Annotated in this window: 25 protein-coding genes, 1 tRNA gene and 1 other annotated feature; of the genes, 3 read left to right on the forward strand and 23 right to left on the reverse strand. The window is 43.7% G+C overall.

All coding sequences use genetic code 11. The annotated features are described in order from the left end of the window. The 9 genes from xseA to FD47_RS03750 all read right to left on the reverse strand — a co-directional run bounded on the left by xseA (position 1) and on the right by FD47_RS03750 (position 5255). On the reverse strand, positions 1–1347 hold the full coding sequence (xseA, locus tag FD47_RS03710) for an exodeoxyribonuclease VII large subunit (protein WP_054733109.1): 1347 nt from the start codon (positions 1345–1347) through the stop codon (positions 1–3). Further along, the gene (locus FD47_RS03715) at positions 1344–2204 is read right to left on the reverse strand and encodes a bifunctional methylenetetrahydrofolate dehydrogenase/methenyltetrahydrofolate cyclohydrolase (protein ID WP_008214531.1); all 861 of its coding nucleotides are present in this window, start codon (positions 2202–2204) and stop codon (positions 1344–1346) included. Before FD47_RS03715 ends, xseA begins: the two co-directional genes overlap by 4 nt. A 100-nt stretch (positions 2205–2304) precedes the next feature. Beyond that, complete coding sequence (nusB, locus tag FD47_RS03720) at positions 2305–2718, reverse strand: transcription antitermination factor NusB (protein WP_008214530.1); 414 nt, start codon at positions 2716–2718, stop codon at positions 2305–2307. Then, positions 2718–3152 (reverse strand): Asp23/Gls24 family envelope stress response protein, encoded by a 435-nt coding sequence (locus FD47_RS03725; protein WP_054733106.1) that lies wholly within the window; start codon positions 3150–3152, stop codon positions 2718–2720. Before FD47_RS03725 ends, nusB begins: the two co-directional genes overlap by 1 nt. A gap of 30 nt (positions 3153–3182) precedes the next feature. Next, on the reverse strand, positions 3183–3743 hold the full coding sequence (gene efp, locus FD47_RS03730; RefSeq protein ID WP_008214528.1) for an elongation factor P: 561 nt from the start codon (positions 3741–3743) through the stop codon (positions 3183–3185). A 193-nt stretch (positions 3744–3936) separates the two neighbouring features. Next, entirely contained in the window at positions 3937–4233 is a 297-nt protein-coding gene (gene rpmA / locus FD47_RS03735; RefSeq protein ID WP_008214527.1) for a 50S ribosomal protein L27, read from the reverse strand. A gap of 23 nt (positions 4234–4256) precedes the next feature. After that, complete coding sequence (locus FD47_RS03740) at positions 4257–4592, reverse strand: ribosomal-processing cysteine protease Prp (RefSeq protein ID WP_008214526.1); 336 nt, start codon at positions 4590–4592, stop codon at positions 4257–4259. 24 nt (positions 4593–4616) lie between these two features. Beyond that, a complete protein-coding gene (gene rplU, locus FD47_RS03745) occupies positions 4617–4925 on the reverse strand; it encodes a 50S ribosomal protein L21 (RefSeq protein ID WP_008214525.1) in 309 nt (102 codons plus the stop codon). Positions 4926–4942: 17 nt separating this feature from the next. Then, positions 4943–5021: a sequence feature (ribosomal protein L21 leader region), on the reverse strand. A 160-nt stretch (positions 5022–5181) separates the two neighbouring features. After that, positions 5182–5255 (reverse strand) — tRNA-Arg (locus FD47_RS03750). A gap of 309 nt (positions 5256–5564) precedes the next feature. Between FD47_RS03750 and FD47_RS03755 the strand changes: the two genes are divergently transcribed. Next, a complete protein-coding gene (locus tag FD47_RS03755) occupies positions 5565–5864 on the forward strand; it encodes a hypothetical protein (protein WP_054733104.1) in 300 nt (99 codons plus the stop codon). A gap of 411 nt (positions 5865–6275) precedes the next feature. Here the strand turns inward: FD47_RS03755 and FD47_RS03760 are convergent, their stop codons facing one another. The 7 genes from FD47_RS03760 to FD47_RS03790 form a co-directional block, all read right to left on the reverse strand. Continuing rightward, the gene (locus FD47_RS03760; protein WP_054733102.1) at positions 6276–6815 is read right to left on the reverse strand and encodes a dUTP diphosphatase; all 540 of its coding nucleotides are present in this window, start codon (positions 6813–6815) and stop codon (positions 6276–6278) included. Positions 6816–6826: 11 nt separating this feature from the next. Continuing rightward, entirely contained in the window at positions 6827–7762 is a 936-nt protein-coding gene (locus tag FD47_RS03765) for a hypothetical protein (RefSeq protein ID WP_054733099.1), read from the reverse strand. Next, positions 7752–8633 (reverse strand): BAR domain-containing protein, encoded by an 882-nt coding sequence (locus FD47_RS03770; protein ID WP_054733097.1) that lies wholly within the window; start codon positions 8631–8633, stop codon positions 7752–7754. Before FD47_RS03770 ends, FD47_RS03765 begins: the two co-directional genes overlap by 11 nt. Before the next feature lie 182 nt (positions 8634–8815). Beyond that, positions 8816–10159: a type I glutamate--ammonia ligase gene (gene glnA, locus FD47_RS03775; protein WP_054733093.1), complete on the reverse strand. Its 1344-nt coding sequence runs from the start codon at positions 10157–10159 to the stop codon at positions 8816–8818. A gap of 14 nt (positions 10160–10173) precedes the next feature. Continuing rightward, a complete protein-coding gene (locus FD47_RS03780; protein WP_008211638.1) occupies positions 10174–10575 on the reverse strand; it encodes a MerR family transcriptional regulator in 402 nt (133 codons plus the stop codon). A gap of 78 nt (positions 10576–10653) precedes the next feature. After that, complete coding sequence (gene miaA / locus FD47_RS03785; protein ID WP_054733085.1) at positions 10654–11586, reverse strand: tRNA (adenosine(37)-N6)-dimethylallyltransferase MiaA; 933 nt, start codon at positions 11584–11586, stop codon at positions 10654–10656. Then, the gene (locus tag FD47_RS03790) at positions 11583–12329 is read right to left on the reverse strand and encodes a glycerophosphodiester phosphodiesterase family protein (RefSeq protein WP_054733082.1); all 747 of its coding nucleotides are present in this window, start codon (positions 12327–12329) and stop codon (positions 11583–11585) included. The genes miaA and FD47_RS03790 overlap by 4 nt, the downstream gene beginning before the upstream one ends. A gap of 100 nt (positions 12330–12429) precedes the next feature. On the opposite strand from FD47_RS03790, the gene FD47_RS14975 reads away from it, so the two are divergent. Continuing rightward, positions 12430–12606, forward strand: a complete 177-nt coding sequence (locus FD47_RS14975; protein ID WP_040537629.1) for a DUF3042 family protein — start codon at positions 12430–12432, stop codon at positions 12604–12606. A 203-nt stretch (positions 12607–12809) separates the two neighbouring features. On the opposite strand, the gene FD47_RS03795 is transcribed toward FD47_RS14975, so the two are convergent. The 7 genes from FD47_RS03795 to FD47_RS03820 all read right to left on the reverse strand — a co-directional run bounded on the left by FD47_RS03795 (position 12810) and on the right by FD47_RS03820 (position 18243). Continuing rightward, complete coding sequence (locus FD47_RS03795; protein ID WP_008211634.1) at positions 12810–13232, reverse strand: rhodanese-like domain-containing protein; 423 nt, start codon at positions 13230–13232, stop codon at positions 12810–12812. A gap of 36 nt (positions 13233–13268) precedes the next feature. Beyond that, positions 13269–14270: an ROK family glucokinase gene (locus FD47_RS03800; RefSeq protein WP_054733080.1), complete on the reverse strand. Its 1002-nt coding sequence runs from the start codon at positions 14268–14270 to the stop codon at positions 13269–13271. Beyond that, positions 14239–14463, reverse strand: a complete 225-nt coding sequence (locus FD47_RS03805) for a YqgQ family protein (RefSeq protein ID WP_008211631.1) — start codon at positions 14461–14463, stop codon at positions 14239–14241. Before FD47_RS03805 ends, FD47_RS03800 begins: the two co-directional genes overlap by 32 nt. 46 nt (positions 14464–14509) lie before the next feature. After that, positions 14510–15172: a rhomboid family intramembrane serine protease gene (locus FD47_RS03810; RefSeq protein WP_054733076.1), complete on the reverse strand. Its 663-nt coding sequence runs from the start codon at positions 15170–15172 to the stop codon at positions 14510–14512. 15 nt (positions 15173–15187) lie between these two features. Next, positions 15188–15736, reverse strand: coding sequence for a 5-formyltetrahydrofolate cyclo-ligase (locus tag FD47_RS03815; protein WP_056980061.1), 549 nt, complete (start codon positions 15734–15736; stop codon positions 15188–15190). A gap of 186 nt (positions 15737–15922) precedes the next feature. Then, positions 15923–16072, reverse strand: a complete 150-nt coding sequence (rpmG, locus tag FD47_RS14980) for a 50S ribosomal protein L33 (protein ID WP_081467884.1) — start codon at positions 16070–16072, stop codon at positions 15923–15925. Between the two features lie 113 nt (positions 16073–16185). Beyond that, entirely contained in the window at positions 16186–18243 is a 2058-nt protein-coding gene (locus FD47_RS03820; protein WP_056980062.1) for a peptidoglycan D,D-transpeptidase FtsI family protein, read from the reverse strand. A gap of 125 nt (positions 18244–18368) precedes the next feature. On the opposite strand from FD47_RS03820, the gene FD47_RS03825 reads away from it, so the two are divergent. Next, a complete protein-coding gene (locus tag FD47_RS03825; protein ID WP_054733074.1) occupies positions 18369–20999 on the forward strand; it encodes a YfhO family protein in 2631 nt (876 codons plus the stop codon). Positions 21000–21065: the final 66 nt, after the last annotated feature.

Below are 21065 nucleotides of genomic sequence, written 5' to 3' on the forward strand. Positions count from 1 at the left end.
TTAATCATCCTCTTTTCCGTGTTCAATTTGATCAACCGTCGCGTTCACAATCCCATCTGAAAAATGGACGTTAATGGTTTTTGATTTGAGGTCAGCAACCCGACTGACAAAATGGTTGCTTTCGTCGGTCGTGTAAGTATAGCCCCGTCTCAAAATTTTTAGAGGGCTCAGATGGTCAAGGGCGCTCACCAGCATCTGATACCTTTGCCGATCATCGGATACCCGCTTGGATTGTTGCTGGCTGAGTTTTAAAACCAAAAAGCGTAACCGTTGGCGCTGGTCATTAATCGTGTGGGTTGGGGCAACCATTTTTAACCGCATGGTGAGCTCGGAGAGTTGATTTCGCCTGCCACTGGTAATCTTATCAGATTGATTTTTTAACCGCTGACTCAACAGGTCTAGTTTTTGTGAGAACGTTTCGTAAAGGCGCTCGGGAGATGTGAAAATCGGTGATTGCCGCAATCGCTTGAGACGAAGCTCTAACTGTTGAAGAATTTGGTATTCCGCGTTAATGACCCGGTTTTGGCTTGTTTTAAGATCCACAAGCACCTGATCAAGTCTGGGAACCGCAAGTTCAGCAGCGGCCGTTGGTGTAGCGGCCCGCACATCAGCGACCAAATCAGCGATTGTCGTGTCCGTCTCATGTCCAACCGACGAAATAACTGGAATTCGACTGGCTGAAATGGCCCGGGCAACGGCTTCTTCGTTGAACGGCCACAAATCTTCAATTGACCCACCACCACGACCGATGATTAACGTATCGAACCGGTCAAGCTGATTGACCCGTTCAATTTGACGCACAATATCGGCACTGGCTTCATTTCCCTGAACCAAGGCAGGAAACAGAACAATCTGGGCAATCGGGTACCGTCGCCGAACCGTCGTGATGATATCCCGAATGACGGCTCCACTGGGCGAAGTGACCACCGCAATCTGTTTGGGAAATCGAACTAACGGTTTTTTCGGCTGACTGAATAAGCCTTCCTGATCAAGCTTACGTTTCAGTTGCTCGTATGCTTGATAAAGTTGGCCAACGCCATCCGGTTCCATGCTGTCTACGTAAATTTGATAACTGCCACTGGGTTCATACACCGAAATATGTCCAGTCACAAGCACCTTCATTCCTTCCTCAGGGGTGAACTTAATCTTATTAAAAGCAGACTTAAACATGATCGCACTAATTTTAGCGTGATCATCCTTCAAACTAAAGTATTGGTGCGCATTGGGCCGCAACCGGAAGTTTGAGATTTCACCCGTAAGATATACCTTTGTCAGGTACGGGTCAACATCAAACTTCCTCTTAATATATTTAGTTAACGCTGAAACCGATAGGTACTCGACTGTCACTTATTGATACTCCATTCTGCAAGATCAACACTCTGCTGCATGAGCGTTGCAATCGTCATTGGCCCCACGCCCCCGGGAACTGGCGTGATATATCCCACTTTATCAAACATGTCATCATAATCAACGTCGCCAACCAAATGACCGGATTCGTTAATATTTTGGCCAACATCAATCACAACGGCACCTTCCTTGACATCATCCTTAGTCAAAGTATGTAAGTGACCGGTTGCCGAAACGATAATGTCGGCATTCTTTGTGTATTCTGAAATGTCCTTGGTTAACCGGTGAAGAATTGAAACGCTTGCCGCTTCATTCAACATCAGTGCTGCCATTGGTTTACCAACAATTGCACTTCGGCCAAGGACAACAGCATTTTTGGACTTCAGGGAAATGCCATAGGCCTTAAACATCGTCATAATACCCTTAGGCGTACACGATACCGGGTAGTTTGTCGTATCGTTCAAATACAACTTTCCGACATTAACCGGATGAAACCCATCGACATCTTTTTCAGGTAAAATTGCTCGGGTAATCGCTTTTTCATTAATATGGTCCGGTAAGGGGTCTTGAACCAGGATCCCATGGATGGTCGGATCATTATTATATTGATCAATTAATTTCAATAATTCGCTTTGTGAAACGTCTTTATCAAGATGCTCAACAATTGAGTTAATTCCAAGTCGTTGAGCAGTGCGATGCTTATTACGAACGTATCGCTGACTGGCTGGATCGTCACCAACAATGACCACAACAAGTCCAGGAGTCATTCCAAAATCTTCCTGCATTTTCTGAACCCGTTGACTGGTTTGTTGATTTAATTTCTTTGCAAGTGCTCTTCCATCAATAACAGTTGCCATCTTAACAATTCTCTCCTTTAAAATCCAATACGTTTACAAAGCGACAAGATCTTTTTCAAAAACGAATGTAAAGAAAAAATAGATTTACATTCGCGTAAATCTATTTTACCAGTTCTTCAAGAGCGTGTGACAAAATACCGTTAACAAATTTTCTCGAACGATCATCGCTATACTTTTTAGCAAGTTCGATCGCCTCGTTAATTGAAACCTTTGCTGGTAGATCGTCAACATAAAGCATTTCGTACAGGGCGATTTGTAGAATAATCAAATCAGTTTTGGCAATTCGATCAATTGACCACCCACTACGCAAGTACTTTTCAATGATCTTATCAAGCTCATCAAGATGATCGACAACTCCGGAAACCAACTCATCCAAGTACTTTGGATAGTCCTCCCCATACTTACCGTCGGTCAATGCCTGATAAAAGTTCTCTTTATTTGTTTGTTTATTTGTATTTAACGCGAAAAGCGTTTGAAATGCATATTCGCGAATCTGGTGTCGTGTTACAGCCACTATTCCTCACCATTCTCTTCGTCAGCAAAGGGGTTATTCGGATCCACGGTATTCATCGTCTTTTCCGGGATCACTCCCTGAACATGGACGTTAACTTCGTGAACTTTTAATCCCGTCATAAATAACGTCTGCTGTTCAATTTGATTTTGAATTTCGAGCGCAACTTTCGGAACAGAAACGCCATAGTTCAAATAAACGTAGATGTCAAAAACCAATTCTTCATTGTCATACGTTAACTTAACGCCTTTACCGTGTTCTTTTTTTCGAGAAAACAACTCATTGACACTCGACGAAAACGATCCTCGCATCCGGTTGACACCGTCGACTTGGGAAGCCCCAATACCCGCAATAATTTCTAAAACATTTTGCGCAAGCTCAATCTTTCCAAGTTCGGGGTCATTCGCATGAAGAACAATATTGGTATCTTCAGCCATTTTAAAGCCTCCGTTTCTGTTCTAAAGGGGTTATGCCCGTGAAATGTAGGTACCATCCGTCGTGTTAATCACTAACTTATCTCCTTGATTAACAAAGAAAGGAACTTGAAGGGTTAACCCAGTGGTCATCGTTGCAGGCTTTGAACCGCCAGAAGCCGTATCCCCTTTGATACCAGGTTCAGTGGCAGCAACTTCAAGGGTGACAGTGTTTGGCAATTCAACTCCCAGAGTTTCGTTGCCATACTGAATCACGTTAACTTCCATATTTTCTTGAAGGTAGTTCAATTCCTGCTTAATTTGCTCTTCTGGAATTGAAATCTGATCATAGGTATCCATGTCCATGAAAACATGTTGGTCACCGTCAGCGTACAAATATTGCATCTTACGGGTATCAATTTGAGCCTGTTCCATCTTAGCGCCGGAACGGAAAGTCTTATCTTGAACGGCACCAGTCCGTAAGTTCTTTAACTTTGAACGAACAAAGGCGCCACCCTTACCAGGTTTAACGTGTTGAAAATTGATAATCCGCCAAATTGCCCCATCGACTTCGATGGTTAATCCATTTTTAAAATCAGCAGTAGAAATTGCCATTAATTAATTCCTCCTAAAATAATGTGTGGTCAATATCGTCACACATCTACAGTAACATACATTGATTATATAATATTTCAACCCTAAATAGCCAATTTTTCCTAAATTGACTTGACCAGATCATCATAAATCCGTTATCGCATAAAAAAAGAACCCCTTCAGGCCCTTTTTTCTAGCAAACAAATGCTATATGTTACTTAGTAGCAGCTTCAGCGACTGGATATACTGAAACCTGACGCTTGTCGCGGCCTTTACGTTCAAAGCGAACAACGCCGTCAACCAAGGCGAACAATGTGTCGTCGTTGCCCCGACTAACATTGGTACCTGGGTAAATGTGAGTTCCCCGTTGACGATAGATGATTGAACCACTATGAACAGTTGCCCCATCAGCTGCTTTGGCGCCTAAACGACGACCAGCTGAATTACGACCGTTGGCAGTTGATCCACCACCTTTATGGTGAGAGAAGAATTGTAAGTTCATTGCAAGCATATCTTACACCTCCAAATAAAAGTTTAATTTTTGACGTTTAACTTAATATAATCTTGGTAACTTGACGCAATATCAGCCATGCCATTTTCAAACGTTTTCAGAACTGCATCTGACTGCAATTGCTGCGTTGAATTGGCAATAACTGGAATTTCCACCGATAAGTAACCACCATTCTGCTCGTCACTATCAACGTTAACGTCCAGGCCAATCACTTCCTGAAGACCGTTGACAGTGGTAATGCTAAGCACCGAAACCGCGGAGCAAACGATATCTTGTCCGTACTCGCCGGCATCCGCATGACCAGTAATTGTAAATCCTGACACATGCCCTTTGAAATGATGGATAGTTGCTTTTATCATCTTATCAGTACCTCATATTGGTTGTTAGGCCTTGATTGAATCAATGACAACCTTGGTGTATGGCTGACGATGGCCCTTCTTAGAACTTGCGCCCTTCTTTGGTTTGTAACGGAAGATGATGATCTTCTTTTGACGTCCTTGTTTTTCGACCGTGCCAGTAACTGATGCGCCATCAACTGTTGGCGTCCCAATTTTAACTGAATCACCGCCGACCATAACAACTTGGTCAAAAGTAACCTTATCGCCTTCATTTGCGTCTAACTTTTCAACGTAAATTGCGTCACCTTCTGAAACCTTGTATTGCTTACCGCCTGTAGTAATAACTGCGTACATGTTGTGCACCTCCTTATAATTTTGCTTAGACTCGCCGAAACGAAGCGCCCGAAAAACGGGACTTAATCAGCTTGAATCGAGCGGTTGTAGCTGTGGAAGCCACAATTACAACGTTCTAAGTATACATAAATGCATTGCGTTCGTCAAATTATTTATGACTATTTCGCAAAATTGTTCATTTAAAGCAAAAGAACTTTTCGGACAGTTGCATTCACGCCCAAAAAGTTCTTAGAGAATCACCCGCACTTTGCTTTAGTGTCGCAAGAGAGATTCGAACTCTCGACCTACGGTTTAGAAGACCGTTGCTCTATCCAGCTGAGCTATTGCGACAAATCAACAAGAACTATTATAGCAAAGGTTTAGGCCGAGTGTCCAGTCACTTCCCAAAACAGCGCCGAGGAATTGAAATTCAGAGTTTAAACTGTTCGATAAACGGCTAATCAGGTACTCTAAATGGCAAGGCAAATGACCGCAGATTAATACGTGAGAGAAGCGCTGGTAATTTAAACAATGCCGCGAAGTGAATCACCAAAAAATAACAGAATTTATTTAAAGACTTTGTATCGATATGCCGTATTTAAAAATTAATACCGAATAACGATCAAAAAAATCACTCACAATTTGAAAGGACCGGTTAAAATGCAATCAAACAATCGAAATCAAAACGAATCAAAGCCGCCAATGTCTCAGGAGGACTACGAAGCGCTGCTCCTAGTAGAAACCTTACACGATATGGCAATTAATCATGATTACCGGGGATTAATGCAATTTAAGGACGCCCATGCTGGGCATGCCAGCAGCGCTTTTATTAGTTGGATCAACACACTAATTGCCCTCAGTAAACTTGGGGCCCACAACAAAACGGCGATGCAATCCATTGAAAACGCGTTTACCCCCGATCGTCTGCTCACCGCATTTTCCCCCGACCAAGCAAGGTAATAAGCGTTACCGAACTTATCAATCTTTAAGTTAATAGATAAAAAGTAACAGAATGTTTCAAAATGGTTACAAAACTCTTAAGATCGTTTATTTTTCATTAAATGAAAAGATTTCTAATTCGTTAGGTTTGAGTTTCAGTGAGTAAAAGAAGATAATTTAGTTGTGGCTTAACATAGTCGCATTATTAGGAGGTGGAAGTTGTGGGATTCGTTTTATTTATCATTTTTATTTTCTTGATTAGTGGTTTTATTCAGTATTTTACCGGCTCTCCAACATCCATAAAGGGGAATGCAAAGCATTTGGCACAACGCAAATAATGATTGCCCTCAGCTGAGATTACATTCATATGGATCTCAGCTTTTTTTATAAAAAAAACAAGCCAGCTCAAGGCTCGCTCATTTTATTTTCAACTTAATAATTACTATTCTGTCGCTTAAGATTGATCTGATTTTTCTCATTAAACGCCCGTTCAATTTCATCTTCGGAATAGCCAAAATCAACCAGTCCAAATTTTAGAAACAGCCGCCATGCATGGCCAAAGCTATCCCCACTTCGATTAAAGTAGGCGTCAAATAACATGCGCTTCATCGCCAGATATTGCTTATCCAAGTCATCTGATTTCTTTAACTTGGAAATTTTTGTTAAATCATCGCCAGAGGTTAAGACAATGTGATTCCAATTCCGGAGATTAGAAATTAACAAGAAAAAATCCAAAGCATCCACGTACTCGTATAATAACGTCTCACGGGGCGTCTTATCCGGATCCTGCTTGCCGCGATGGGTTTTCCAAACTTTAAACCACTCCGATGTATTAGCCATTTCAGCTAACTCAACATCTAAGGAAACAAACGCGTTCTTAATCCGAGCATCGTTTGACCAAAATAACTGCTTCTTCGTTTCAATCTGGCGATTTAGGGAAACCGATGAGGCAATTAACGCTTGTAAATCCAATGACACCGCTCCTATCCGAATACAAATTGATTTGAAAGGATTTCCAATTGCTTCTGATTGTTAAGATACCATTCTTTAATAAATGGATAGTCCAACAATAGATACAACCAGTTTTCACTTTGCTGATCATCGTGAACCATTGCGCCCCACTTTGGCCGATCGGGTTTTCCATTATCGGTAACCGTCACTTTAATCCCGTTATCGAGGGTTAATGAGGCTCCGCCAATTCCATCTGTCATCAAAATGAACTGGTTTTCTGCGGACTTTACAAACAGCTCATCCATAACGGAATCGGTTAAGGCCCCCGCTGCAAAGGCATAGAACTCCCCGTTCACACTGTCAAGAACGTTAAAGTCGACCTTAAAGCCAAATTTTTCTTTTAGTTCAGCGGCTGCTTGAGTCAATAATTGTAAGACGCCCTTCAAGATGCCTTTGTCAACACCTTCAAGATCCACTACAAAGTAATTAATGAGAGCAGAGCCGTGAAACATCAGTTCCTTATTCTTAAGATCAATATAGAAGAGCGGCCGGTTATGCATCGTTGGCCCAAAGAAAAAGCCGTCTGAATTCTTGGTTGACTTAGTAAACGTAAACGTCTGGTCACCCAAGGAAGTAAACTTGCATAAAAGCTTCTGGACCCTTTCAGCATTACTAATGCGGAAATCAGTTCCTAAATCAGCCAACGTCAACAAACGTTCAAAGAAAATCAGCTGGACATCTTCATCCGAAAACTGATGGGGAAACGTGACAAAATCGGAATTCAGCTGAAAGTTTGTCAGCTCAACTGCTGCGCTCAAGAGTGCCTGGCCATCCTGAGTTTCGCTCAGGGTATGAAATGCCTTTAAATACTTGGCACCCGTGTCTAAGCCTCCCTGAATCGCATGACCGTAATTGGTTAATAATTCGTTGGCAGAAATAACTTTTTGCTCTGTTTCGTTACTCACCATCACTCACCTGCGATTCCTGGGTCAAGCTCTCGAGATACTTATCATATAAGTGGTCGTTATTATCGATGAAGGCTTCAAAACTTCCGAATGATGCCCGAATATTCTTCTTTTCCAAAGATAAAATCGTTTCTTCCTTTGACAGCGCTAAAATTTTATTCTCGTTTTCTTTAATTGTGGCACGACCGTTGGCAGCTTCCTCATCGGTCTGCGTTAGTTGGAGCAATTCATCATTTAACTGCTGGCGCTCCTCCTTAACCTTACCGGCTTCCCAAGGCATCGGTGACTTCTCCTGGTTCTCCTTCAACTTTGCTCGCACCGCTTCCTTGCGTTTATCGCGGGAGTCCTGTTCACTAATCAGCTTAGTAATGCGTTCATTTTGTTCCCCAAGCTGCTTCATTGCGTCGTCATTAACGCGCTGATTATTAGCTTCCAGTGCAAACGACGATGCTAATATTTTATAAGCATCCTCATCAAAATTAAATTTGACATTGATCGGATCAAGTTCACCAAACATTCGGTGATCCCACCAATTACCAAAATAAATCCGGAACCTGCCTAATTCATATTCGTGATAGTAAAAAAATGGATATGTAGTCCCCAAATAATCAATCAGTTTATTACTCAAGTGATGACTCAGTTGAGCAGTCAAATCCGATGCTAGATTAAAATGATCCGGAGCAATTGGTGCGTCGCTATCAGTCCCAAGCTCGCCAGCATATCGCTGTGGGTCCATCAACTGGTAAACTTTTAAATCGTCACCATTACTCAATGAATCATTCAAATCGGTTAAATAATGTATCTTCTCATTTAAAGCCGAGGAGAGTTGCGCATCGTTTTGGCCGAACTGATCCGTTTCCATTTGTCTTTCCATAATATAGCCTCGTTTTTCCCCGTTATTTATACCTTTAATGTTATCTGAAATCAGACAATAAATAAAGGCCCAATCGCATAATTTGGCACTATTTTAACTTTCGAATGCAAAACGCCCTGAAAATCAGCAACCGCTGATATCCAAGGCGTCTTCACAAAAACAATTTGTTTAAATGGTTTTAATTAATACTTTTCAAGGTATTGATCCCGTTCCCAACCAGAAACTTGGGTCCGATATGAATCATATTCAAGATTCTTAGCTTCAATGAAGCTGTTGAAGAGGTGTTCGCCAAGCGCATTTCTCATGACATCGTCAGCTGCTAAGTCCTTTAAAGCGTTATGCAGCGTGTCTGGCAAGTTTTGGATATGGCTCTTCTTCAATTCGTCAGCATTCATTCGGTAAATGTTTCGATCCACACTGTGTTCTGGCTCAATCTTATTCTTAAGGCCGTCAAGACCGGCTTCCAGGACACATGCGATTGCGAGATATGGATTAGCGGTTGGATCCACACTACGGACTTCCAAACGAGTTGAATTTCCACGAGCACTTGGAATTCGAATCAGTGGTGACCGGTTCGAACCTGACCAAGCAACGTAAACTGGCGCTTCAAACCCTGGAACCAAGCGCTTATATGAGTTAACGATTGGGTTACATACGGCGGTAAATGAACGAGCATGCTTCAACAAGCCACCAAGGAAGTAGTAAGCTTCCTGGGAAATTTCGAGTTCGCCATCTTTATCATAGAAGGTATTGCCCTTGTCCGTGAAGAGTGACATGTTCAAATGCATTCCTGAACCATTGATGCCACTGAGCGGCTTTGGCATGAACGTTGCGTACAAACCATACTTCCGGGCAATTGTCTTAACTACCAGCTTGAAGGTTTGAATGTTATCGGCAGCGGCCAATGCGTCAGCATACTTAAAATCAATTTCATGCTGGCCAGGGGCAACCTCATGATGGGCTGCTTCAACATCAAAGCCCATTTCCTCAAGGGTTAACACAATTTCACGACGACAATTCTCACCTAAATCCATTGGGGCCATATCGAAATAGCTCCCCTTATCATTCAGATGTAAGGTTGGTTCGCCCTTTTCATTCATTTTGAAAAGGAAGAATTCTGGTTCCGGGCCAATGTTGAATGACGTGAAACCAGCTTTTTTCATATCGCCAAGCACGCGGATCAGGTTGTTACGAGGATCAGCGGCGTATGGTTCACCGTTTGGTCGGTAAACTTGGCAAATGACACGAGCAATTTTGCCACGATCAGTACTCCAAGGGAAGATCATCCAGGTTGATAAATCTGGATACAGGTACATATCACTTTCTTCAATTCGAACAAACCCTTCGATTGAAGAACCATCAAACATCAATTTGTTATCAAGCAGCTTGTCCAGTTGAGTAATTGGTACCTCAACATTTTTAATTGTTCCAAATAAATCAGTGAACATCAGACGAAGAAATTTAACGTCCTCATCCTTTACGATCTTTCGAATATCATCTTTAGAATAATCATGTTTCGTGGCCATTTAAAACGCTCCTATCATTCATTAAATTTGTGGAAATTATTCGGATTGTCAAACGTTGAAGAAGGCGGCTTCAGTCCACCGATATGCATAAATTCATCCTGAAGAATTTTCCTGACATCGCTGTCGGTCAATCCCTTTTCCAAATTTTTCTGCCGCTCATCCTCAAGTTGTTCCTGTTTCTTATAAACCGCCTTGATTCCGGAGATGTTCAGACCATCATCCAAATAATCCTTGATCTCCAAAAGTCGGTCGACATCATTCAACGAATACATCCGCCTGTTACCTTCATTACGAATTGGCTTGATCAAATCTTGCTGTTCGTAATAACGAATTTGCCGTGCAGTTAGATCGGTAAGCTTCATAACGGTCCCGATGGGCAAAACTGACATTGAACGCCGTAGTTCCTTCTCTCGCATGTTTCACCTCCTAAATTCTTGAATTTATAATACCATTCACAGAAACAAAGTCAAGTGCAAATGTTATATTTTATGACATCAGTTTGATTGATCGCCGCTTTCAAGCCATTTTCTAACGTCGTCATTTAATCGGCTGACATCCCCAGGATCACTGATAATATCGTACCAGTGCGGCTTGGTTTTATTACGAAACCAGGTTAGCTGGCGCTTGGCGTAGTGCCGTGAATCTTTTTTAACGAGGTCGACTGCTTCTGCCAATGTCCGGTCATGAGAAAAGTAAGGCTCAAACTCATGGTAGCCAATTCCCTTCCCCGCTTGAAGTCGCGTGCCGCCATTTTGATAAACGTAACGCGCCTCGTCAAGTAACCCCTGATCCATCATCTGATCAACGCGCTGATTGATCCGCTTATAGAGGGTTGCTCGATCAGTGGTCAAACCAACGATAAACGCGTCATATGGCCGTGGGCGATTGGTTTGATCGGAAAAACGATGCCCAGTTTTTATGTAAACTTCCAGTGCACGGATAACGCGGCGAACATTATTAACGGGGATTCGTTCAGCTGCGACTGGGTCAACCTTCGCCAATCGCTGATGGAGGGCCCCATTTCCCTTCACCGCTGCCTGGGCAAGTAGCTCACGCCGAAGCTGATCACTTTCAAATTGATCACCACCAAGGGTTAAGCCATTTAACAATGCCTGCAAGTAAAAGCCGGTGCCGCCCACGATAATTGGCAGCTTACCTGCAGCTGTGATCTGAGCAATGGCCGCGGTTGCGTCGCTGACAAAATCAGCAACGGAAAAGCGCTGATCAATATCGCGAATATTGATCAAATGGTGGACAATTCCTTGTTTTTCGTCTTCGGTGATCTTTGCAGTCCCAATATCAAGCTTACGGTAAACCTGCATGGAGTCGCCGGAAATGATTTCGCCATTAAACTTTTTGGCGAGTTTAATCGACGTCGCTGTCTTACCAACCGCCGTTGGCCCAACAATTGCTAACACTTTTTTCAAATTAAGCCACCTCGCATTTCCTGACGCACTTGAACGGCCTTTCCTGGGTAATCAGTAATAATAGCCGCCATATTGCGCTCAAAGCAGTATTGCATGTCCTCAGTCGAATTAACCACCCATGGCCGTAAATGCTTTGCAGGCGCGTAGAAGGGGTGTCGTTTGATCCAGCGAATGTCGGGATGAAAATCTTCAACAACCTTGCTGCGTTTAAGGGTTTTTGCCTGCTTGGCCGCCGTTTTAAATAGTCGGGCTTCGTATGCCTGGGGATCAATTTGATTGAGAATGGCCAACGACTTTCCGTTAAAACTCGAATAAATGAGCTGAAACGGGTATTTAATCGACGAAAAATATTCGTATACGGCACGTTCAAGACCAGGATAATGAATCTTGTTGGTTTTAAGTTCCAAATTAAAAATACCGGTAAAATGCATTTTCGTGAGCATTGCCACGACTTCCTGAAGGGTTGGCACCCGGGTTCCGGTAAACTCTTCACTAAATTTAACCCCGGCGTCCAACTGCTTAATTTCAGCAAGCGTCTTCGTTTCGATCAATCCGCTGCCATTCGTTGTTCGGTCGACCGTTTCATCATGCATGATAATAAACTGATGGTCCGCTGAAAAGTGAACGTCGGTTTCAATGCCCTCAGCGCCTTCATCGATCGCGGTTTTAAATGCAATTAAGGTGTTTTCCGGACGAGTCCCCCGGCTGCCCCGATGAGCAATAATTTTTGTGTCGATTTGCATAGGTGTCTCCTTATTTCTCGGCTAAATTAATCAATTAACTAGATATCTGTCACTAAATAACGCATAATAAAAGTATAAAATGATTTTAGGAGGGGTTTTAATGGAACATTTTACTAAAGGATTGATTGTTGGCGTCCTGGGAACGGTTGCTGCTGGGGTTGGTGCCCTATTAACGTTTAAAAAATCCGTTGTTGATCCAATTGAGGACCAGGAAGAAAAATTCGAAGAAAACCGTAAACGGGCCATGCGCAAAAGCCGCGCCGCTCATCATGGATAATAAATAACACCAAAAAGTGGGCCAATAAGCGCATCGCTTCTCACGTAGAGCCGGATAATCCGAATATCCCGGCCTTAGAGGTCTCGATTATCCAGCTGCCGGGCGGAAAAGCCGCTTTTGATCGGCCAATTTAACAATGCCACATTCGAATAAATATGAAGAGGTTGAGACAATCGATACGTTTGTCTCAACCTCTTTTTGAATTAAATGTTGCTTTTCTTTTCCTTACCGTTCCAATTTTGATAACCATTTTTCAAAATATAAAGGTCTTTATAGCCTTTCTTGCTTAAAAAGAGAGCGGCACGCTTACTCATTGTCTTTCCCTGATCATACATATAAATCGGCATATCAGAACGAAGTTGTTGGTAAAAATTACGAATAGTTGAGTACGGAACGTTTCGGGCCCCCAGAATGTGACCATCCTTAAAACTCTTCGACTCCCGTAAATCAATTACCTGCGCCTTGCGCATTCCGGATTGAAAATCCTCATTCGATAAGTAGGTAGCTGCTTGGCGTACCCGATAATTTGTGATTAACGTGTATCCCAGCCAACCTGCTAGTATGATCACAAGAATAATTGACATCCACCCATTTGCGTTTAACGATCCAACAATCACTTTCAGCATCTCTCTTTCAAACTTTTATTTTATGATCAAAATTGTTTACATTGCGTTATCATTTTTAAACTTCAGAGCTAACGAGGCAGCCCCAATCACGCCGGCGTCGTTTCCTAATTGAGCCAACTTTAGCTTGGTCGAGTCACGAACTGATGGAAAGGCATTTTCCTGGAAGTACCGCGTGGTTGGCTGCAGCAAGGTGTTGCCGGCATTAGAAACCCCACCACCAATAATAATATTTTCAGGATTTAACGTATTGCCGACGTGAGACAACGCTAAGCCAAGGTATGAGCAAACTTCATTGACGATTTGGTTGGCCAAAATGTCGCCATTATCTGCAAGGAAGAAGACCATCTTTGACGTTAATTCTTCCTGGCCATCAATCAATTCCTTAATCCGCGATTTACCAGTAAACCGTTTGGCCAAGCTCTTAGCAACCTTTACCACTCCAGTTGCGGAGGCATACTGCTCCAAGCAGCCGCGCTTGCCACAGGTACATAGGAAGCCGTTCTTTTGAACACAGATATGGCCAATTTCACCAGCCCCGTTATTAATCCCGTGAACTAGCTTACCATTTGTAACAACGCCACCGCCAACGCCGGTTCCCAATGTTACAAAGACCACGTCAGCTGCTTTTTCACCAGCACCTTTCCAGTACTCGCCAAGCGCAGCGCTATTGGCATCATTATCAATTGCGATGGGTAATCCCAACCCCTTAGTCAGAGTGGGGCCAACCTGTTGGAGCTTGTCCCAACCAAGGTTGTATGCGCCAATGACCGTACCCTTTTCACGGTCAACGGCACCTGGCGTTCCCATTCCAATACCAATAAAGTCCTCGGTATTGTAGTCTTCTCGTCTCATTTGATCGGCAATTGATTTAATCATGTTTGGAACGATCTGATCACCACTATTTGTGATGTCGGTCGGAATCTTCCATTTAGTGAGAATGTTTCCGTCTTCATCAATAAATGCAAACTTTGTCGTGGTACCACCAAGATCAATTCCAATTAATCGCTTACTTGCCAAAATAAGTCCCCCTAGTTTCATGTTTTTCTTCTAATCGGTGTTCATGGGTCAGGATTAACTTAGCATGGATGAATTCATCATGACTAATCAGGTGGGCCTGATGTAAATGATCCAATTCCAATGCCATTACTTCAATATCCCAGAGCCGTTTGCCGACATAGACATAGATGTCGAACTTTTTTAGAAGTTGTTGAACATCATACAGCGTTTTCATTATCTCACATCCCACGCTAAATTTCTGCGCATTTCAAAAATTAATCCTAAAAATTACCGCGCATGCCAATGATAAATAGAGCAATTGCGACCACAATCAACATCACCAGGGCCACAATTCGTTTAACCGGGGTAACCTTACCAAATGAAACCCCGGCAACGTAGGCCACCAGAAAGCCGCCGATAAGCCCCCCAATGTGCCCAGCAATGTCAATGCCGGAAACAAAGAGGTCCGTTGCGATATTTAACACAATGAACAGAAGAAATGTCTTGGCCATCGAAACAATTGCCTGATTATTGGAAAAACTTTCTCCCAACATCATAAATGCCCCAAATAACCCAAAAATTGCGGTACTGGCACCGGCAGAGAGACTATCACTAAAGGCAAAGCTGGCAAGATTGCCAACAATTCCAGAAGTCAAAAAGATGCCCAAAAACCGCCAATGACCAAACAGCATTTCCACATACTGCCCGATGAAGTAAAGCGTAATTCCATTCATTAAAATATGGGTAAACCCGATATGGATAAATATTGGGGTTACTAACCGCCAATACTCCCCCGCTCGAATTAAGGGATTGAACTTAGCTCCAAACGTTAATAGCGTTGTGGTGTTCTCAGTCCCGCCTGAAAACGTCATGATGACGTAAACAATGACCATGATGCCAAGCAGCCCATAAGTCATATACGGTTTTTCACGTAATCTGCTCATCCTACACTCCCCATACTAAAAAATAATTTTATCAATTTGTTGATCAAACGGTTCAATTTGCCAGTTGGGCTGATCAAAGATCTGGGGTGGGGTCGCAAGGGCAATCGAGCACCCGGTAAATCCCGTAAGAAAGCGATCGTAGTAACCGCCCCCAAAACCGATCCGGTAATGATCACGGGTAAACGCCAAACCGGGAACGATCAGCACATCAATTGCCGACTTGGCCACAACGTGACCGCCCACCGGCTCGCGAGTCCCAAACTTTGTGGCTTTCAAATTTGTTCGATCATCAAGTCTCACGAATTCCATTTGCCGATGCGGCAGCGTCCGCGGCACAACCACTTGTCGGTGGGTTGACTGAACGGCAGCAATAATCGGTGCCGTACTGACTTCTCCAGCCATGCTTAACGTCACCCCAACCGTGTTGGCCTGCTTAAAATCAGGGTCCGAAAACAGAGATTGGTATAACCGATCCATAACTGTGGCAGCATCCGGATTTCCAAGAAAATCTTTCAGCGCCAACATTTGCTGTTCGCGGATTTGCTGTTTTGATTGAATAACCATCTTAATTCCCCTTTAGCCGATACCCGGTATGTTGATAATAAAAAGAGGCTGGACAAACTATATCTAGTTCGTTTCCGGCCACTTCCGTTTAGGACTCTACCGTTCAAAATCGGTTACAATCTCCCAGACGCCTCAGTAAACTGAGTGCCCGCTAGATCAATAAACCAGATTATCAAGGTAAGGTCATTATTTTGTTTCTCGATGTAATGTCACTTTACGATCACGTGGGCAATACTTTTTAAGCTCCAAACGGTCAGGGTTGTTACGACGGTTTTTGCTTGATAAGTAAGTACGTTCGTGGCATTCAGTACATTCCAATGTAATGTGTACTCGCATGGAATAGGACCTCCAAACTTTTTTAAATAGCTAGTCTAATAGCATCAACTCTGAATATTTTATCATCAATCATTGTAAAATACTAGGATTAAATTGATAAATGTTAAGTATTTTTACTTAACAGTCGTTGTTGACTGAACAATCTTCCAGTAAGCCGAGTAAATCTGCTTAGCAAGCTGCATGTTGTTACTCTCCGCATTAACGCCCAGGTTTGGCATTGCCAACGCAACGACGACCTGAGGATCACTTGACGGCGCAAACGAAGCGAGACTCAAGGTAACCGTTTCATTTCCGTTATAGAAAGTTTGAGCAGTCCCCGTCTTAGCAGAAATTTCCGGTTTAATGGTATCCAGCTCACCACCGGTCTTGTACGTGTTTGTCCCATGAACAACGTCGTACAGGCCACGCTTAACAACCGCGCGCTGGGCACTGGTCATATCAATATGGTTGAGCACCTTTGGCATTACAGTAGCTTTAATCGCTCCTAATTGGCCATCCTTCTGAGTTCCTCGGATCGACTCAACCACGTGGGGAGCAATTCGATAACCCCCATTAGCAATGGTCGACATGTATTGAGCAACCTGCATCGTGGTGTAAGCATCGTAGTTTCCGAATGATTCGTCTAAGGCACTTCCGATGTGGGCACGGCCGCTGGCACCTTTCAAACCAGTTGATTCACCAGGAATATCAATTCCGGTATCAACTCCCAATCCGAATTGGTTGAAGTAGCCACGAAGCTTACTGAAGATTGATGGATTCATGGTTAACGCTCCGCCCTCAACATATTTAAAGCGGGCTTCCTTCATCGCCAGCTGCATCATATACGAGTTAGAGGAAATTTCAAGGGCGCCACTGGCATCAACCGAAACATTGGATCCCCCATTGTGGTTAAACCATGACGATTTCTTAACGCCACCGGTTGTAATCGGTTGGTCGGTTAACGTACTATTTGTTGGCGTGATCACCCCATCCATCAACGCACCAGAGACCATGGCCCCCTTAACAACCGACCCCATTACAATGGAGCTGTTAATTGTACCGAGGACATTATTGGTGAGTTTGGAAGTCTTGGGATTACGATCAACACCCGCCATGCCGACAATCGCACCATTGTTTGGATTCATGACGACCGCGTAAGTCCCAGTTGAATTACCGCCGGCCCCCTGCTCAGCAGAGCGAACCAGTGACTGGAGCTTCTTTTGGAAACGGGCATTAATGGTCAGCTGCAGGTTATCACCCTTCTGGCCGCCATACTTCTTAACTTCCTTTTTAATTTCATTATCGTTGTTTAAGATTACCTGGGTCTGAGACTTGGTTCCCCGAAGTACCGGCTCATATTGCCGTTCCAAATAACTTTGGCCAACACTATCATTTCGCGAATAGCCCTGAGCTAACAATTCATTCACCCGGTCGCTTGGCAGCCCGCTCTTTTCGTTGGAAACTGTTCCGGCAAGGCCCTGAATCGCTTTACCATTTGGATAATTACGACTCCAACTGGTTCCCAAGTTGACTCCCGGCATATCCGACAGATGTTCCCCGACTTGGGCAACTTCTTTTTGGGAAACGTTACTGTCCTTGATATTAACCGTGGACAATTGATAAGCGCCACTCATCTTAGCAAAGATGGTTGCGGCGTTCTTGGTTGCCGTGCTAAAACGCGTCGTTGGCATTTTTTCAACGTAATCCAACGCCTTATCATACGCAGCATCCTCACTCAGATTCTTAATTCCCGGGATCTGCCGCTCAACAGCAGTCAAATTCTTGGAGTCTGCCAAATAGTAGTCGGCCAGCTGCCGCTTCGTCAAGCTTCCTTTCGGAACGGTAACGTACTTCGACAGTTCGTTAGCAACCTGATAAAGATCACTGGAAAGTGCGTTGACCCCTTTGGTATAAATAATTGCTTGATGGGCTGAATTACCAACCAAAACGTGGCCTGTGGAATCATAAATCATCCCCCGCTGCACGTCTCCGTTCACAATTGACGTGTCCGACCGATTCACCTCGGCCTTGAATTTAGACCCGTACATCACCTGAAGGTATGCCAGCTGCGTCAACAGCGCGATGAATAACACCCCAACAACAATAAAAATGATATTAATTCGGAAAGGCAGTGATGCCGCCTTTGATTTTTCGTTCTTTTTGGTTCGTTTTCTAAAAATTTTCAAAGTCATGTCTCCTTGCCCATGGACCTAATTCTATCAAATTTCCCTTACAAAAACTAGAACTGTTGGCCAATCTTTAACTTCTTATGATATTCTAAACGATGATCCTTATTTTTTTGAAAAGGAAGTTTGCCATGAAAACCAAGCGATATCCATTACTACTATGCTTTTTCATCCCGGTGATTGTGACGACCGGCTACTTTATTTTCCGTCACTTTGCACCATTCGGTAGTTCATCGATTCTAACTGTCGATATGGGCCAACAATACGTTGACTTCTTCGCGCACTATCACGATACGCTCCTCCACGACCCCAGCGGCTTTCTGTACTCCTTTGCCAAAGCGCTGGGCGGCGACATGTTCGGGACGTGGAGTTACTACTTAATGAGCCCACTGAATCTGCTGATTTTGCTCTTTCCCGTGACAATGCTGCCGAGTGTGCTGACCATCATTACCATTCTTAAATATGGACTGAGCGGCCTCACCTGCGGCTACTTTCTCATCAAGCAATATCACACCACTAACTGGCCGGTCATCGGCTTTGCGGCCTCATATGCTTTAATGGGCTGGATGGTGGCCAACCAATTGAATACGCTATGGATTGACGCGGCGATTATCCTGCCGCTGATCTTTTGGGGGTTGAGCCAACTGATCCGCACCGGTTCAACCAGGGGTTATATCATCAGTCTCACGGCAATGCTCATCATCAACTACTATATGGGCTGGATGATTGCCATTTTCTTAACGGCGTACATGGTGATTTTTGGGGCGGCCAATGCACTGCCAGATTCGCCGTTTACGAGACTCACCATCCTGCTTCGGTGGCTGAAAGCCTCCCTAATCAGTGGCGTTCTTTCGGCATGGATTTTAATTCCGACCTTTTTCTCGTTACTCACCAGTAAAACCAATTATTCAAAAAATGAGTTCCGGGTTCGTTTTGAATACAATCCCCTTAAAATTCTGGGAAAGTTCGTCAACGGTTCGTTTGATTTCAAACAGCTTCCAGCAGGAACGGCGAACATCTTTGTGGCAAGCATTGTGATCGTGCTGTTCGTTTATTTCTATTTTGTTTCGACATTTAGCCGCAAGCGGCGGATTGCCAACTTGATCATGACCCTGTTTTTTGCCCTCTCAATGTGCTTTCAGCCACTGGACCTGTTTTGGCACGGCATGCAACTGCCGGTTTGGTATCCATACCGCTTCTCATTTATTTTTTCGTTTTGGATGATTATTACCGCGTTTTCGGCATTTCAGGATATTGTCAGACACGGCCTCCACTGGCAGCCGTTTACCATCAGTACCGCCATCGTGATTCTTGGAATGATTGTGATTGGGTTTCAAATCAAATCCCTCGAATATCTGAATGCCACCAACTACATTTGGGGCTGGATCTATCTGATCCTGAGTATCGGCGTCATCGGCTTCTACGGTCTTTACCAACGAAACAATATTCTTCCCATCGCCGTCGCTATCCTGATGACTGGCGAAATGAGCCTCAACTTTGTCAATTCACTCAACAATATTTCGTACCTTAACAACACCGACTACACAAAGTTTGCCGCGGTAACCCGCAAAGCTGTCGATCAAGTCAAACAGTCTGATGGCGGTTTTTACCGGATGGGTGAAACTTTCTCAAGAACCAAGAACGACGCGCTGACTGGCGATTACAACGGTGGTTCAGTCTTCTCGTCAACATTGGAATCAGCAACATCCACTTTCTTTGGAGATATCGGGCAGCCAAATGGCGATGCCTACGTCTTTTATTCAAACGGTACCCGCTTTACCGATGCCCTTCTGGGGATGAAATACTGGTTAAATGAACGGCCAGTTTCCAATAATCAACAGCTGAAAAACTTACCACAGTTTCTTAGTCCTCTGACCAGCAAACCCGATTTAAGTCAGTATCAGCTAAAATCGCAAACGCAGCTTATCAATACCTATCAAAATCCGTCAGCCTTACCAATTGGCTTTGCATCCCCAACCAAGTCACTGAAATCCACAAGGGTCCCAAATGATCCGGTGACTTATCAGAATCAACTCGCTAACCAATTGGATCCAACAATTGGAAACTTATTTGAACACGTGCAGTATCGTGATCCTCAATATCACAATATCTATCCAGTATTAAATCTTAATAACGCGGTCCTTCGTAAAAAGAATATGATGGCCCAATCCTACGTCACGGTTAAAATTCCCATTAAGAAAAATACATCATACTATATGACAATGGGTCCTAATATCGCTGATAAGCAGTTAACCGTGTTAGTGAACGGCAATAACTTAACCCAATTTCGACCATCAAAGAAAACCGTGGTTGCCAATATTGCAACCGGCGGTACTGGCAATGATACGGTTACGGTTAAATTCTTCGCTAATACAAACGATGTCTGGCTCCAAAACGTCAATTTCTATCGGATAAACCAGCAAAAAATGACGAAGCTGACCAACACGCTTAAGTCAACGCCTTACAACGTCACTAAGTGGAATAACCACCGCCTCAGTGGCACCATTAACATTAAACGTGTCAATCAGTCGCTAACAACCACCATTCCCTATTCCAAAGGCTGGCATGTTAAGGTCGATAATCACGCCGTCACTCCCCGAAAATGGGGACGAATGTTCATATCCGTGCCCATTTCCAAAGGCAGCCACCACGTCATATTTACCTATTGGCCCCAGGGCCTGGGCACCGGCATTCTAATCTCGATTCTCGGAATCGGGTACCTCTTCATTGAAAACCAGTGGAAACGCCGGCATTACTCATAATCGAAAAATAGCCTAGAACCAGCCACAACTTACGGTTGAAGTGAACCCCCATAGTTGGATGAAAAA

It is taken from the genome of Lentilactobacillus parafarraginis DSM 18390 = JCM 14109, from assembly GCF_001435895.1.
Taxonomy (GTDB): Bacteria; Bacillota; Bacilli; order Lactobacillales; family Lactobacillaceae; genus Lentilactobacillus; species Lentilactobacillus parafarraginis.